The sequence below is a fragment of the Microbulbifer sp. ABM4_008 genome (assembly GCF_056311705.1).
This window is the reverse complement of the sequence record NZ_CM149970.1, coordinates 3410570-3426309: the sequence shown is the minus strand read 5'-3', so window position 1 is coordinate 3426309 and position 15740 is coordinate 3410570. Positions and strand designations below refer to the sequence as shown.

Below are 15740 nucleotides of genomic sequence, written 5' to 3'. Positions count from 1 at the left end.
GATAAATTTTTCCCGTGCCGTGGCTAAGTTGCACATTTTTACAAATCTTTAACGTTTTGCACTGGTAAAAATGGTGCGTTTGGGTATTGCCTGTTAGTAAATTGGTCGCTTTTTTCCTGCCCCACTAAATAGCTGCTTCGAACAACATCTGTTGTAGCGCGCTGGCGGGATTGCTCAATGTTCGGCCCCGGTGACTGATTACGCCAAGGTTTCGCAGTACTTGCAGCTTTTTGACTGGCAGCACTGCCAGGCTGCTGTCCACCAATGTGTGGGGCAGAACACTCCAGCCGAGACCGACACAGGCCATCATCTTAATGGTTTCCAGGTAGTTGGTTGCCAGTTTCGCGGTGAGTTTTAACCCTTGGGCATCAAACTCTCTTTTGATCAGGCGCCCGGTATAGGTATTCATATCCGGCAGTATGGCGGGATAGTTGGCGAGGTCGGTGAGTTCCAGTTCCGGCAATTTTGCCAGGGGATGATCCGGGGCCGCCACCACAACACAGGGGTCGGGCCAGATCACTTCGGCATTCAGGTGCGGATACTCCTTAAGTGCCAGGGTGACCACGGCCAATTCATATTTGGCGGCCATCAGGGCTTCGTAAGCTTGTTCTGAGTCGACAAAATCGATGTCCAAGGCAACCTGTGGATAGCGAAAGCTGAACTCTTTCAGCACTGGGGGTAGATGATGTAGACCCACGTGGTGGCTGGTGGCGATACGCAAGCTGCCGCTGACCGAGTTGCTCAAAGCGCGCAATTCCCGCTCGGTGTCGCTGATTTCATTAAGTATATGGCGGGCACGGGGCAGTAGGGCGCGACCGGCATCGGTGAGCTGCAATCGCCGCCCAATACGATCGAATAGAGGGGAGCCCAGTTGCTGCTCCAGGGCCGCCAGGCGCTTACTCATGGCGGGCTGGGTCAGGTGCAGCAGCTCGGCGCCTTCAGATACCGAACCCTGTTCGGCGATTGCCAGAAATGCCCGCAGCCACTGTAGTTCCAAGCTGTTTCCCCTGAAGCGGTTTGTCGATAAAGGCTCAAATTGAGCCGCTGGATAAATGGCAGAGACGCCAGAAGATGGATATTACTCCAGTTTGGCTTTCGAATTCCATTTAGGAATACTTTAGATAATAAATATAAATTGGTGTTATTTGGTGGGTCTGGGTAGACTCAGGCTCTTAACTACTGAGAGGAATGGCTGTGGCAGGGCAAACACTCTACGACAAACTCTGGCAGGACCACCTGATCAAGAACTGTGATGATGGCTCCTCACTTATCTATATCGACCGCCACCTGATTCACGAGGTGACCTCCCCCCAGGCGTTTGAAGGCCTGCGTCTGGCTGGTCGCAAACCTTGGCGCAAGGATTCGCTAGTCGCCACTCCCGACCACAATGTGCCTTCCGAGGCGGCCGAGCGCGCCGCTGGCGTCAGTGGTATTCGCGATGATATCTCCCGAATCCAGGTGCAGACCCTGGATGAGAACTGCCGTGACTTTGATGTAGTCCAGTTCGGTATCAATGAGCCGGGGCAGGGTATTGTGCATGTGATCGGGCCTGAGACAGGTGCGACACTGCCGGGTATGACGGTGGTTTGTGGCGACTCACATACCTCCACCCACGGGGCACTCGGCGCCTTGGCCCACGGTATTGGCACTTCTGAGGTGGAGCACGTGATGGCTACCCAGTGCCTTACCCAGAAGAAAATGAAGAATATGCTGGTTCGCGTCGACGGCCAGCTGCGCCCAGGTGTCACTGCAAAAGATGTGGTGCTGGCGATCATTGGTAAAATTGGCACTGCTGGCGGTACCGGTTTTGCGATTGAATTTGGCGGCGAAGTGATGCGCAACATGTCCATGGAAGGCCGTATGACCGTGTGCAATATGGCCATTGAAGGCGGTGCTCGCGCGGGGATGGTGGCGGTAGACCAGATCACTCTCGATTACGTGAAAGGCAAGCCCTACGCGCCGAAAGACGAAATGTGGGATCGCGCAGTTGAGGCCTGGAGCCACTTGCACTCCGATGACGATGCGGTATTTGACGAAGTCGTGGTATTGATCGGTGAGGATATTGAGCCGCAGGTCAGCTGGGGCACTTCCCCTGAGATGGTGGCGCCGATCAGCGCCCAGGTGCCTACTCCCAGTGACGAGAGCGATGCCACCAAGCGTACGGGCATGGAGCGAGCGCTGGAATATATGGGGTTGAACGCCGGGCAGAATATCAGTGATATCAAACTGGATCGCGTATTTATCGGCTCCTGCACCAACTCCCGGATTGAAGATCTTCGCGCAGCAGCAGAAGTTGCCAAGGGCCGTTACAAGGCGGATAGCGTCAAGCAGGTGCTGATTGTTCCGGGCTCCCAGGCCGTAAAAGCCCAGGCTGAGCGCGAGGGGTTACACGAGATTTTTGTTGAAGCCGGTTTTGAGTGGCGCGAACCGTCCTGTTCCATGTGTCTGGCGATGAATGCGGACAAGCTGGGGGCGGGAGAGCACTGTGCTTCCACCTCCAACCGCAACTTTGAAGGGCGCCAGGGTTACGGTGGCCGCACGCATCTGGTGAGTCCCAGTATGGCAGCAGCGGCTGCAATTGCCGGCCACTTTGTCGATGTGCGAGAGATGGCACCGGTACAGCTGGAAGAGGAGATGGTTTGATGAAAGCGTTTACCCAGCACGAAGGTCTCGTGGTACCGATGGATCGGGCCAATGTGGATACCGACCTGATCATCCCCAAGCAGTTTTTGAAATCCATTAAGCGCTCTGGCTTTGGCCCGAACCTGTTTGATGAGTTGCGCTATCTGGATGAGGGGGTTCCCGGGCAGGACTGTTCTGGCCGTCCGCTCAATCTGGACTTTCCCCTTAATTTCCCCCGCTACCAGGGTGGTTCAGTGCTGATTGCACGGGAGAATTTTGGCTGCGGTTCCAGCCGTGAGCACGCGCCCTGGGCACTGGAAGATCACGGCTTCCGCGCAATTATCGCGCCCAGCTTTGCCGATATCTTTTTCAATAACTGTTTTAAAAATGGTCTTTTGCCAATTGTCCTGGCGGAAGATGTCGTGCACCAGTTGTTTGAGGAAACACACGGGCAGGAGGGGTATACGCTCACCATCGACCTGGAACAGCAGCATGTGCGCAAGCCCTGTGGCGAGCTGATTCCATTTGAAGTGGATGCCTTCTACAAGCACTGTTTGCTAAATGGTCTCGATCATATCGGTCTGACCCTGGAGCACGCCGACGATATTCGCGCTTATGAGCAGGCGCGCCGAGAGAAAGCCCCCTGGCTTTTTGATGCGGTTCAGTAATTAAAGGAAATTCCTGTGACGAAAAAAGTAATGATTCTGCCGGGTGACGGCATTGGTCCGGAAATTGTTGAACAAGCCATGGCGGTGCTGGAAGTTGCATCGGGAAAATTCAATCTGGGGCTCAGTTTTGAGCAGGGCCTGATTGGTGGCTCGTCTATCGATGCCCACGGTGAGCCTCTGACCGACGCAACGCTGAAGGCGGCGGGTGATTGCGATGCGGTGCTGCTCGGTGCGGTAGGCGGCCCCCAGTGGGATACCCTGGAGCGGGAAAGTCGCCCGGAAAAAGGCCTGTTAAAAATTCGCAGTGGCCTGGGCCTCTACGCGAATCTGCGCCCGGCAATTCTCTACCCGCAACTGGCCGATGCCTCTTCGCTAAAGCCTGAAGTGGTTGCCGGCTTGGATATTCTGATTGTGCGCGAATTGACCGGCGGCATTTACTTTGGTGAGCCGCGCGGTATCAAGACATTGGAAAATGGTGAGCGCCAAGGCTTTAACACCTACGTGTACAGCGAATCAGAAATTGAACGTATTGCCCGCTCTGCCTTTGAGGCGGCACAAAAGCGCAATGGCAAACTCTGTTCTGTAGACAAAGCCAATGTACTGGAAGTAACAGTGCTCTGGCGCGAGGTGTTGGATCGTCTGGCTCCGGAATATCCCGATGTAGAGCTGTCCCATATGTACGTGGACAATGCGGCGATGCAATTGGTGCGGGCGCCCAAGCAGTTTGATGTGATGGTAACCGGCAATATGTTCGGCGATATCCTCTCCGATGCTGCCGCCATGCTTACCGGTTCCATTGGGATGTTGCCCTCCGCCTCCTTGAACGAAAGCGGTTTTGGTCTTTACGAGCCCTGCCATGGCTCCGCTCCGGATATTGCTGGCCAGGGTATCGCCAACCCGCTGGCGACTATTTTGTCTGCTGCCATGATGTTGCGCTATTCCCTCGATATGAATGAGGCCGCAGATGCGATTGAAGCAGCAGTGAGCAAGGTGTTGGAGCAGGGTTTGCGCACTGCCGATATTTATACCGACGGCTGCCAGAAAGTCTCTACCGCAGAGATGGGCGCTGCCGTTGTAGCCGCACTTTAAGTTTCGATTCCACAAGTTTCGAAACCGCAATTTTCGATTCCACTATCGCGCCGCTTTCCCGGCGGCGCACTTTGACCACCTCACATACAGGACACCGCAATGCAAAAAATAGGTTTTATCGGCTGGCGCGGCATGGTCGGCTCGGTATTACTGGAGCGCATGCGAGCAGAGGATGACTTTGCCCATATCGCCGAACCGGTTTTTTTCTCAACTTCCAACGCCGGAGGCACGGCGCCGGACATCGGCAGGCCCCTGCCGCCACTGGGCGATGCTTACGATATTGATGCACTGAGACAGCTGGATGCGATTGTCAGCTGTCAGGGTGGCGATTACACCAAGGAAGTTTTTACCCGCTTGCGCGAGGCCGGTTGGCAGGGTTACTGGATTGATGCGGCTTCCAGCCTGCGAATGCAGGACGATGCTGTGATCGTGCTGGACCCGGTTAATCGCGATGTGATTGATCGCGCGATTGATGCCGGACAGAAAAACTTTATCGGTGGCAACTGCACCGTGAGCCTGATGTTGATGGCTCTGGGTGGGCTGTTTAAGGCGGGCATGGTCGAGTGGGTTACCGCCATGACTTACCAGGCGGCCAGCGGTGCCGGTGCGCGCAATATGCGCGAATTGATTGCGCAGATGGGTGCGCTGCGCGATGGTGTGGCAACAGAGTTGGCCGACCCCGCCAGTGCCATTCTGGAGATTGATCGCAAAGTAGCAGCAGATATGCGCTCAGCAGAATTCCCCACGGCAGAATTTGGCGCGCCACTGGCAGGCAGTTTGTTGCCCTGGATCGATACCCAGTTGGAGAATGGCCAGAGCCGCGAAGAGTGGAAGGCGCAAGTTGAAGCAAACAAAATTTTACAGACCGAAAACCCGATTCCGGTGGACGGCACTTGTGTGCGTATCGGTGCCATGCGCTGCCACAGCCAGGCTTTCACCATAAAATTGAAAAAAGATTTGCCACTTGCCGACATTGAACAATTGTTAAATGGTGCCAGCGACTGGGTAAATGTGGTGCCCAATGAGCGTGAGGCTACGGTGCAGAACCTGACGCCAACAGCAGTTACCGGAAAGTTGGATATTCCTGTTGGTCGACTGCGTAAATTGAGCGTTGGTCCAGAGTACTTAAACGCCTTTACTGTAGGGGATCAGCTGCTTTGGGGCGCCGCAGAACCCCTGCGCAGAATCCTGCTGATTTTACTCGGCAAACTGTAACTGGTACGAACCTGAGTAAGTCCTCTACTAAGAGTGGAAATAGGCCACTTTAGTGGAGGACTTTTTGCCAAGCTGTGAACTTCTTCGCGTAAAAAACGGCTACTGTTTGTCATAGCGCCTTTTTCGAATTTTCCCCACGGGTATAATCGCCCCTCATTTTTCCCTTTCCAATTCAATGAAGTGATTTGCCATGTCCGAAGCCACCCGCGAACTGGTCATTGTCGGTGTTGATAACGCCGCCTTTGGTCCCCTGCTGGAAGTACTCGAAGAGCGTGAAGTAATTTCCGCCGAGCAGCTGAGTTTGCTGGAGACTGACGAACGGGAAGTAGACCCCCAGGTATTTGCCAATCGCAATATTCCGGTGGAGTCCCTGGAGAAATTTACATTTAACAATAAGCAGGTCGTGATTCTGCTGAGCGCCGGCGAAGCCGTTGAAGCTGCCATGGCTGCCGCAGAACAAAATGGCGCCTGGATTGTAGACGTGGCCAACAACACCCGTGGCGATGAAAGTGTTGCCCTGGTACACCCAATGTTTAACAGCGGTGAACTCGCTTCTGCCGAGCGCCGCGTTGTTGCGCTGCCAAGTGCCGGCGCCTCCATGGTGGCGGAAGCCCTGGCGCCCCTGAAAGATAAACTGCAAGCGGTAGAGGTACAGCTCAATCAGCCGGTGTCTGCTCTGGGCAAGGCCGCAATTGATGCTATGGCGGCACAAACCGCGCGGATGTTTAGTGGCCAGGACGCAGAAATTGATCCTGAGATTGGCCACCGATTGGCGTTTAACCAGCTCAGTGCCTGCGAGGCTCTGCTCGCCAGTGGCCACACCCTCAGTGAGCTGACTTTGGTTCACGACCTGCGCCGCTTATTTGGAGACGCGGTAGCAGTCGATGCCAGCATCAATACGGTCTCTGTTTTCCACGGTCAGCTAGCTAATTTGGGCGTCGCTTTAACTGAAGATGTCGATCTGGAAAAAGTGCGTGCGCTGCTGGCAAATGGCGCTGGCCTCAAAATGGCGGAGCAGCCCTCGGCAGAAAGTGCGGTGGGCAGTGACGTGACAATCATCGGCCGCTTGCGCCAAAGTCTACTCAACAAGCGACAGTTAAATCTTTGTGCGGTGTCTGACAACCTGCGTAAAGATGTAGCAATAAACTGTGCACAAATTGCCCACTTGTTGCTAAAAAACTACTGATATTTAATACTTAGCGGCCATAGTGAAGGTGTAATCTTAACTTTGGCCTGGCTGAGACTGGCGAAAAATTCGCCATAGTTGGCGGCTGCCTAAACGGCGGCTAATTAGTTGAACGATTACCGTTCAGTAATGGGGATATTCTGAAGGCGCGCTTTTCGGAAACCCTGGGAAGGTTCTAACAATAAAGGGAATCGGATATGCGTGTGCGTAAGTTGGCACTTGCAGTTGGTCTAGTCGGTGCACTGGGAAGCAACGCGGCTCTGGCGCTTGGACTAGGTGAGATCAAGCTCAACTCGACCCTTAACCAGCCTCTCGATGCGGAAATCGGACTGCTGCAGACTCGCGGTTTGGAAGATACCGAAATTAGGGTTCGCCTCGCAGGTCCTGAAGAATTCGAACGCGCTGGTGTCGAGCGCTCTTACCTCCTTACTTCTTTAAGTTTTGAAGTGGACTACTCCGGTGGCAAACCGGTTATTCGCATTTCCAGTCGCGATGCCATTCGCGAACCTTTTTTGAATTTCCTGGTTGAGACTCGCTGGCCCAGTGGCCGTCTACTGCGCGAATATACGCTGCTGATGGACCTGCCGGCGTTTTCCCCAACGGCTGCGCAACAACCCGTGCGCGCAGCTGAGCGTGAGCGGCAGCAAGTGCGTCGCACTACCCCAGTTCAGCAGCCCCAGCCTCGCACAACACCGGCCCCGGCTGCTCGTCAGGCACCGGCTGAACCAGCCCCAACTAAAAGGGCTGCCCCAGAAACTCGCGAGCCCGCTCGTCCGCAGCCACGTTATACGACTACAGACACCAACGAAAGCAATAGCCAGGTATATGGCCCGGTAAGTTCCTCCGATACGTTGTGGGAAATCGCGCTGCAAAATCGCGCCAGTCGCGAGTTCTCTGTTCAGCAGACCATGCTGGCGATTCAAAGGCTGAATCCAGAAGCCTTTATTAATGACAATATCAACCTGTTGAAGAAAGGTGCCGTACTGCGCCTGCCTAACTCCGAGGATTTGCGCACTCTGACTATGACGGAGGCGATTTCTGAGGTGGCTCAACAGAATGACTCCTGGCGCCAGCGCTCCGAAGTGGAAGTGGCTACCGGCGCACCGCTGGATGCCCGTGCGGTTGAGGAGGAGTCCTTTGTCAGCGAAACGGTTGAAGGACGCGTTAGCTTAGCCGCTCCGGGAGACAATGAGTCCGTTACCTCCGGTTCTGGAGTCGGCACTGATGACAGTGAGGCGCTGGAAGGCGATCTCACAGTAGCTGAGGAAGAGCTGGATAAGTCCAAGCTCGAAAACACTGAATTGCGTGAACGTATCGCCGAGCTCGACGAGCAAATCGATACCATGGATACGCTGATTGATGTTTCCAATGAGGAATTGGCTGCGGTGCAGGCCGCCGCGGAGCAGTCAGACGTGTTGCTCGACCCCACTGAGGCGGATGGCGTTGAAGTAGAGTCTTTAGATGACAGCCTGACTGTTGAAGACAGCGAAGAGTTTGATGTTGCTGCTGATACGGAAGAAGAAACTGTTGAAGCCGAACCAGCTCCAGCAGAGGCGCGTAACCGTGTAGTTGAAGTTCAAACCAAGCCCAAGCCAACCTTTATGGAGCAGCTGGCCGATAACGGAATGCTGATTGGCTTGGGTGGTGCGGGTCTGCTGGCCGCTATATTTGGCCTGTTCACCTGGCGTCGCCGCAAGGCTGAACAAGAGGCGCAGCAGGAACTTGAACAGCAGATGGCTATGGAACAAGAGCCGCTGGATATTCCTGCGGATATTGCCGAACCCGATGAAACTCTCGCTGCAGTTGAGAGCATGGAGGCAGACGATACCTTCGATCTGGGCGATCTCGGCGATGTAGGCACTGATGACCCAATTTCTGAAGCGGAGATTCACCTGTCCCTGGGGCAGTATGAGGAAGCGGAAAGCAAGCTGCTGCTGGGCCTGGAAAAGGACCCGCAGGTAGTCGATGCGCGCCTGATGTTGATGGAGGTTTACGCCCACAACCAGGACGTTGAAAAGTTTGACGATCACTACCGCCAGCTGCTTAGCATCAGCGACGGTCCTGCTGCCGATCGCGCCGCCCGCCTGCGTGAATCCATTGCTGGTGCGCCGGATTTTGAAGCCCCAGCTATGGGTCTTTCCAATGAGTCCTTCGAAGCGGCGCAGCTCGACGATATCGGCGCGGCCCTGGACGATGACTTCACCAGCGCCGAGCCGGGACTGGTTGGTAGCGGTGACGCGCTGGAGCCGGATACCTCTCTCCTCGATGACCTGACTATGGATCTGTCATTGGATGAGGAAAGCTCTGATTCTGAGCAAGAGCTGTCCCTGGATCTGGAGTTGGATAGCAGCTTTGAAGAGCCGTTGCAGGCGAGCGCAGATCAAAGCGAGTCGCTGGATACCGAGTTCAATCTGGATGATTTGGACCTGGACAGTGCTCTAGACGGAGACAGCCAAGAAGTTACTGCTGAGGTATCGGAACCAGAAGTTGAAAGCGATTTAAATCTTGATGAACTTGATTTGGGTGAGTTGGACCTGGGTGATCTGGGCTCAAGTAATCAAGAGCCCGCTTTGATTGAAGACGATTTGGGGCTTGAGCTTTCTGATAACACAGAAGAGAGTGTCGATGCTCCAATAGAATTCGATACCTCTGATTTGGATCTGGATTCCCTCGACTTGGAGCCGGCGGCAGAAGAAAACTCTGAGGCCTCAGTTGAGGCCCAGCTGGAAGAAAAGGCAACTACCAGCGGTGGTTCCGTTCCGGGTTTGGATTTTGAGCTGGATCTTTCCATGATGGAGGAAGAGATTCAGCCCCAGAAAGAAGAAGAGATTTCGGTTGAGCTGGATACGGCCTTTGAATTGGATGATGCTCTGGAGCTGGATTCCGTTGACAGCGGTTTGAGCGAGGAGATCTCCCTGGCAGAAGGAGTCTCCTCTGCCCAGGAGTCTGCAGAAGAGTTATCCATGGATGACTTCTCTGATGGCGATCTGGAGATGATCGGCGGCGACTTGGATTCCGACCTGGATCTTGACGGTATCGACCTGGATGATATTGCTGCGGATCTCAACGCAACTGAGCAGCCCTCGGCAGAGGTAGCCGCGGCCAGCAGTGAGCCGGCGGCAGATTTATCCCTCGATGCTGACCTGGAAACTCTCGATGCGGCAGGTATGGAGCTGGCCGGGGCTAGCGACCTGGACTTCAATGCGGATGCAATCGAAGAGGAGTTCTCCCTGGAGGATGAGCTGGCTCTCATCGATGAATCCACTGAGGGTGATTTGACTCTTGAGCCAGAACCCCTGGTTGAAGCTAAGCCTGAAGCGACAGAGCAGGTTGAGGCGATTGTCGAGAAGCCGTCAGATTCTGACTTTGGTGACCTCGACTTCAACCTGGAAAGCAACCTCAATTCAGAGTTGAGTTTGCTGGAAGGCGGCGATGAGATGGCGACCAAGTTGGAGCTGGCTCAAGCTTATATGGATATGGGTGACGAAGAGGGTGCCAAGGATATCCTCAAAGAGGTAGCCCAGGATGGTGGCGGTGAACACAAAGACCGCGCCGAGGAAATGCTGGAGCGGATGGTGTAAGCTAGCAGCATATTCCGTTTTTGAAAAAACCTCGCACTGGTTGCGAGGTTTTTTTATTTTTACCGGGAAGTTCCCGGCAGTGATTTTTACCCGACGCAGTCGCAGCGGGGAGAGCAAGTGGTTTTGGTGATATGAGTCAGGTGACGCAGAGGGAATATATTTACAAGCCAAATGGGGAGGTCCCTGAAGGTGAGGGGCTGCCCGAAGGACTGCGCCGCATAGCCCTGGGCGTTGAATATTGCGGAGCCAAACTGCACGGTTTCCAGAAGCAGAAGTCTGCATCGGAGACTGTTCAGGCTCATCTGGAGCAGGCTTTATCCACTATTGCAGCGGAGGATGTGACCCTGGTTTGTGCCGGGCGTACCGATGCGGGCGTTCATGCTACCAACCAGGTCATTCACTTTGATACCCGAGCGCAGCGCCCGGACCGCGCCTGGGTGCAGGGAGTTAATACCAAGTTGCCGGATTCTGTGCGGGTGCGCTGGGCGCGGGAAATGCCGGCGCAGTTCCATGCACGTTTTTCCGCTCACGCACGCAGTTATCGCTATTTGATTCACAGTGCGCCGACCCGCTCAGCCCACAGCGCCGCTGAGGTAACCTGGACCCAGCACTCACTGGACTTGGAAGCGATGCGTGAGGGAGCCAGCTACTTGATCGGCCGCCACGACTTCACCAGCTACCGTGCTTCTCAGTGCCAGGCCAAGAGCCCGGTGCGTGAAATTACCCGCCTGGATATTGCTCCAGTGGGTCAGCTGGTTGCCTTGGAAATTAGTGCTAACGCATTCCTTCACCATATGGTGCGTAATATCACCGGGGTTTTGATGGCTGTGGGGCGAGGTGAGCGTCCACCAATTTGGGTAAAAGAGGTGCTGGATCAGCGGGACCGCTCCGCCGGAGGCGTGACTGCGCCGCCGTTTGGCTTGTATCTCGTTGATGTGCGCTATCCGGATCATTTCCAGCTTCCCCAATGTGAGCCTGGGCCACTGCTGGTGCCACAGCCTTTGGGTGCTTTGCTTTCCAGTTAGACTGCTGAATTTTTCGAGGCTAAAGCAAATCTGGGAGAGGGCGTGCATTTCGCGCCTTCTGACTATCTGCTAGTATCCGTCGTTCCCTCTTTTGATCGGCCAGCCGGCTGAGTCCAGGTTACACGATGCAAGTAAAAATATGCGGCATCACTTGTATAGAAGATGCTCTGATGGCTGTAGATGCGGGTGCCGACGCGTTGGGCCTGGTATTTTATAAGCCGAGCCCGCGCTATATCGATCTTGATATGGCAGCTAAAGTTGCAGCAGCAGTTCCCCCATTTGTCACCCTGACGGGGTTATTTGTCGATGCGGCACAGAGTGAGGTGGACGCTGTACTGGAATCGGTGCCGCTCAACCTGTTGCAATTCCACGGCGATGAAAGAGCCCGTTTCTGCGAACAATTCCGGCGCCCCTATATCAAAGCGTTGCGGATGAAAGATGACCTCGATGTCAAAGCCGCAATGACTGAGCACCCCAAAGCCCGGGGTTTTCTATTGGATGCTTACAGGCCCGGTATCCCCGGTGGCACCGGAGAGACCTTTGATTGGGACAGGGTTCCCCAGGATAGCAGTCGCCCGATCGTTCTTGCCGGTGGCTTGAATCCCGCGAATGTAACTGCAGCAGTAGAAGCTGCGCGCCCACAAGGGGTGGATGTGAGCGGAGGTGTAGAGCGTCAGCCGGGACGCAAGGATCGAGAAAAAGTTTTTGCGTTTGTCAGCGCGGCGAAGAGATAGATTTAGAGGCGTTACCGGAAGTGCCGCCCGCCGGCTTGGCCGGCGCGAGCCAGTAAATACCAGTAGATCGACGCATCTGCGCCAGTATTTTCTGGCGACGTTTGAATAGTTCAGGAAGAACTACGGCTAATAGTATTGAAGCGGCACAGGGAAGTGCCGCTCGCCGGCTTGGCCGGCGCGAGCCAGTAAATACCAGCAGATCGACGCATCTGCGCCAGTATTTTCTGGCGACGTTTGAATAGTTCAGGGAGAACTACGGCTAATAGTATTGAAGCGGCACAGGGAAGTGCCGCTTGCCGGCTTGGCCGGCGCGAGTCAGCAAATACCAGCAGATCAACGCATCTGCGCCAGTATTTTCTGGCGACGTTTGAATAGTTCAAGGAGAACTATTCAAACAGTAGGTAAACAGAAAGAAAGTTTTAACCCCACGTGACCCACGGAGTATGAGTGTGAGTAAGCCAGGTGCTATCGATTTTTCCACCTTCCCGGATGCGAGCGGACATTTTGGTCCCTACGGCGGTCGCTTTGTATCGGAGACGCTGATCAGCGCATTGGATGAGCTTCAGGCAATGTATAGCCGCCTGAAAGATGATCCGGATTTTGTCGCTGCCTTTGATCACGATCTGGCGCACTACGTAGGCCGGCCATCGCCGCTGTATCTTGCTGAGCGACTGACTGAGCAGGCGGGCGGTGCGCGAATCTGGCTTAAGAGGGAAGACCTGAACCATACCGGTGCGCACAAGGTAAATAACACGGTGGGCCAGGCACTGCTGGCCAAACACAGCGGTAAAACCCGTGTTATTGCCGAAACCGGCGCTGGTCAACACGGTGTGGCTACGGCAACCGTGGCGGCGCGTCTCGGTTTGCAGTGTACGGTTTATATGGGTGCGGAAGACGTTAAGCGCCAGTCCCCCAACGTATACCGTATGAAACTGCTCGGGGCAGAAGTGGTGCCGGTGGAATCCGGCTCCAAGACCCTAAAGGACGCCATGAATGAAGCCATGCGCGATTGGGTAACCAATGTCGATAATACTTTCTACATTATCGGCACTGTGGCTGGTCCTCACCCTTATCCGCAATTGGTGCGCGACTTCAACTCTATTATCGGCCGTGAAGCCCGTCGCCAGAGTTTGGAGCGCTTTGGCCAGTTGCCCGATGCGCTGGTGGCCTGCGTCGGTGGTGGTTCCAATGCGATCGGCCTGTTCCACCCGTTCCTGAATGACGCTGAAGTGAAAATGTTTGGTGTCGAAGCCGGCGGTGAAGGCCTGGCTTCCGGTAAGCATGCTGCACCACTGAATGATGGTATTCCCGGTGTTCTGCACGGTAACCGCACCTACCTGATGGAAGATGACGACGGCCAGATTATCGAGACTCACTCGGTTTCTGCAGGGCTCGACTACCCGGGTGTTGGCCCTGAGCACTCTTGGCTGAAAGATATCGGCCGGGTGGAATATGTCACCGCCGATGATGATGAAGCCCTGGATGCCTTCCGTCGACTCACTCGCACTGAGGGCATTTTGCCGGCATTGGAATCCAGCCATGCAGTCGCGTACGCGCTCAAGCTGGCGGCTTCCATGAGCCCTGAACAGAATGTCCTCGTGAATCTCTCCGGCCGAGGCGATAAGGATATTTTCACCGTTGCTGCTATCGACGGTATCGAGGTGTAGCAATATCACCGCCCGCCTCTGAGGCGGGCAAAATGGGTGAAGATCAAATAATTGAGCTGGCTTTTTGCCAGGAGTAGCTCAGGGAATAAACTGTGACAGAACAAAATAGAATTGATCGCCGCTTTGCCAAGTTGCGCGATGAGGGCCGCAAGGCACTGGTAACTTATATTGTCGCTGGCGATGGCGGCTTGGAAAATACTGTGCCGCTGATGCATAAGTTGGTGGCCAGCGGGGCCGATGTTATTGAATTGGGGGTGCCGTTTTCCGACCCCATGGCAGAGGGCCCGGTAATTCAGAAGGGGCATGAGCGAGCGCTGGCCAGTGGGGCTTCGCTGCGTAAATGTTTGGCTTTGGTGAAAGAATTTCGTCAGTTGGATAGTGACACTCCGGTAATCCTGATGGGCTATGCCAACCCTATTCAGCGTATGGGTGAATTGGAGTTTGCTGAAGCGGCGTCCACTGCGGGTGTCGATGGTGCCCTGACCGTAGATCTGCCGGCTGAAGAGTCCGATTCCCTGAATGCCTTTTTGGCGGAGCGCAACCTGCGCAATATCTTCCTGCTGACGCCTACCACCACTGAAGAGCGTATTCGTGAAATTACCGATGTTGCCAGTGGCTTTGTTTACTATGTATCCCTGAAGGGGGTTACCGGAGCAGGCCACCTGGATTTGGATTCAGTGCGTAACAATCTGGACCATATTCGCCAGTTTACTGATCTGCCCCTGTGTGTTGGCTTCGGTATCAAAGATGGTACCTCGGCCCGCCAGGTCAGTGCCCATGGCGACGGTGCTGTAGTCGGTAGCGTGCTGGTGTCGGCGGTAGATGCGGCGGCAGACCTGGAAGCCGCTAAAACGGCGGTTGGGGCTATTGTCAGCGAGATGCGCGAAGCCCTGGATCGCTAAAAGCAGCTATAGGTCTAAGCACAAAGCTGGCCAGAAAGCCAAAAATAGCGGCTGATCTGGCCGGGTTTGTTGTTCAGCTTAGTGTTTTAATTCCTAGCCTGAAACCCACTGGTCGGTAAAATGTGCCGGCCCAAAGAAAGCCTCCGGATTTGGAAACGAGATGAGCTGGTTAGAAAAAATTGTCCCTGCGGTAATTCGCACAGAGCGTCGCACCGGCAGCAGCAAGGTCCCCGAGGGGGTTTGGAAGAAGTGCGTCAAATGCGATGCGATGCTTTATCGCCCGGAGCTGGAACGCAATCTGGATGTGTGCCCCAAGTGCGATCACCACTTTAGAATCGGCGCCCGTCGCCGCCTGGATATCTTCCTCGACGAGGAAGGTCGTGAAGAGCTGGCCACCGATGTGCAGCCGGTTGATCGTCTGAAGTTTAAAGACGTTAAAAAATATAAAGACCGCTTGGTACAGGCACAAAAGTCCACTGGTGAGAAGGATGCCCTGATCGCCATGCAGGGCAGCCTGAATGGTGCCCCTCTGGTAGCGGTAGCATTTGAGTTTGCTTTCCACGGTGGCTCCATGGGCTATGTGGTCGGTGAGCGCTTTACCCGTGCCGCTCAGCGTGCCTTGGAGCAGCGTATCCCGCTAGTTTGTTTCTCTGCTACTGGTGGTGCCCGGATGCAGGAGGCCCTGATCTCCCTGATGCAGATGGCCAAAACCTCGGCGGTGCTGGAAAAAATGAAGATGGCCGGTGTGCCTTATATCTCCATTATGACCGATCCGGTTTACGGTGGTGTTTCCGCATCCCTGGCCCTGCTGGGTGATATCAATGCAGCGGAGCCCGGAGCGCGCGCTGGTTTTGCCGGCCCGAATATTATCGAGCAGACCATTCGCCAGAAATTGCCGAAAGGTTTCCAGCGCAGTGAGTTCCTGCTGGAGCACGGCGCAATTGATATGATTATTCCTCGCAAGGAAATGCGCTCTACAGTGTCCCGCATATTGGGTAAACTGACCGGCAACTGATTTCCATTCCCTTGGGGTTATGCTGTGATCAGCTTA

The 15740-nt window shown here is 54.8% G+C and carries 12 protein-coding genes; 11 read left to right on the top strand and 1 reads right to left on the bottom strand.

Translation table 11 applies throughout. From position 1 onward, the window contains the following. Nucleotides 1-124 precede the first annotated feature (124 nt). Complete coding sequence (locus ACYX4J_RS14820; RefSeq protein ID WP_282931865.1) at nt 125-997, bottom strand: LysR family transcriptional regulator; 873 nt, start codon at nt 995-997, stop codon at nt 125-127. Nucleotides 998-1194: 197 nt separating this feature from the next. Here ACYX4J_RS14820 and leuC point away from each other — a divergent pair, with 197 nt between their 5' ends. The 11 genes from leuC to accD all read left to right on the top strand — a co-directional run bounded on the left by leuC (nt 1195) and on the right by accD (nt 15704). After that, entirely contained in the window at nt 1195-2643 is a 1449-nt protein-coding gene (gene leuC, locus ACYX4J_RS14815) for a 3-isopropylmalate dehydratase large subunit (RefSeq protein ID WP_444912510.1), read from the top strand. Further along, entirely contained in the window at nt 2643-3290 is a 648-nt protein-coding gene (gene leuD, locus ACYX4J_RS14810) for a 3-isopropylmalate dehydratase small subunit (RefSeq protein ID WP_476176925.1), read from the top strand. The genes leuC and leuD overlap by 1 nt, the downstream gene beginning before the upstream one ends. A 30-nt stretch (nt 3291-3320) precedes the next feature. Then, the gene (gene leuB / locus ACYX4J_RS14805; RefSeq protein ID WP_476178664.1) at nt 3321-4379 is read left to right on the top strand and encodes a 3-isopropylmalate dehydrogenase; all 1059 of its coding nucleotides are present in this window, start codon (nt 3321-3323) and stop codon (nt 4377-4379) included. Between the two features lie 99 nt (nt 4380-4478). After that, complete coding sequence (gene asd / locus ACYX4J_RS14800; protein WP_476176924.1) at nt 4479-5594, top strand: aspartate-semialdehyde dehydrogenase; 1116 nt, start codon at nt 4479-4481, stop codon at nt 5592-5594. Nucleotides 5595-5784: 190 nt separating this feature from the next. Further along, a complete protein-coding gene (locus ACYX4J_RS14795) occupies nt 5785-6780 on the top strand; it encodes an Asd/ArgC dimerization domain-containing protein (protein ID WP_476176923.1) in 996 nt (331 codons plus the stop codon). Between the two features lie 197 nt (nt 6781-6977). After that, nucleotides 6978-10361, top strand: coding sequence for a motility hub landmark protein FimV (locus ACYX4J_RS14790; protein WP_476176922.1), 3384 nt, complete (start codon nt 6978-6980; stop codon nt 10359-10361). 131 nt (nt 10362-10492) lie between these two features. Next, a complete protein-coding gene (truA, locus tag ACYX4J_RS14785; protein WP_444916532.1) occupies nt 10493-11386 on the top strand; it encodes a tRNA pseudouridine(38-40) synthase TruA in 894 nt (297 codons plus the stop codon). Between the two features lie 125 nt (nt 11387-11511). Then, the gene (locus ACYX4J_RS14780) at nt 11512-12120 is read left to right on the top strand and encodes a phosphoribosylanthranilate isomerase (protein ID WP_444916533.1); all 609 of its coding nucleotides are present in this window, start codon (nt 11512-11514) and stop codon (nt 12118-12120) included. A 443-nt stretch (nt 12121-12563) separates the two neighbouring features. Next, nucleotides 12564-13787, top strand: coding sequence for a tryptophan synthase subunit beta (gene trpB / locus ACYX4J_RS14775; RefSeq protein ID WP_108732438.1), 1224 nt, complete (start codon nt 12564-12566; stop codon nt 13785-13787). A gap of 92 nt (nt 13788-13879) precedes the next feature. Then, a complete protein-coding gene (trpA, locus tag ACYX4J_RS14770; RefSeq protein ID WP_476176921.1) occupies nt 13880-14689 on the top strand; it encodes a tryptophan synthase subunit alpha in 810 nt (269 codons plus the stop codon). 160 nt (nt 14690-14849) lie between these two features. After that, nucleotides 14850-15704: an acetyl-CoA carboxylase, carboxyltransferase subunit beta gene (gene accD / locus ACYX4J_RS14765; protein ID WP_282931874.1), complete on the top strand. Its 855-nt coding sequence runs from the start codon at nt 14850-14852 to the stop codon at nt 15702-15704. The last annotated feature ends 36 nt before the right edge of the window (nt 15705-15740 follow it).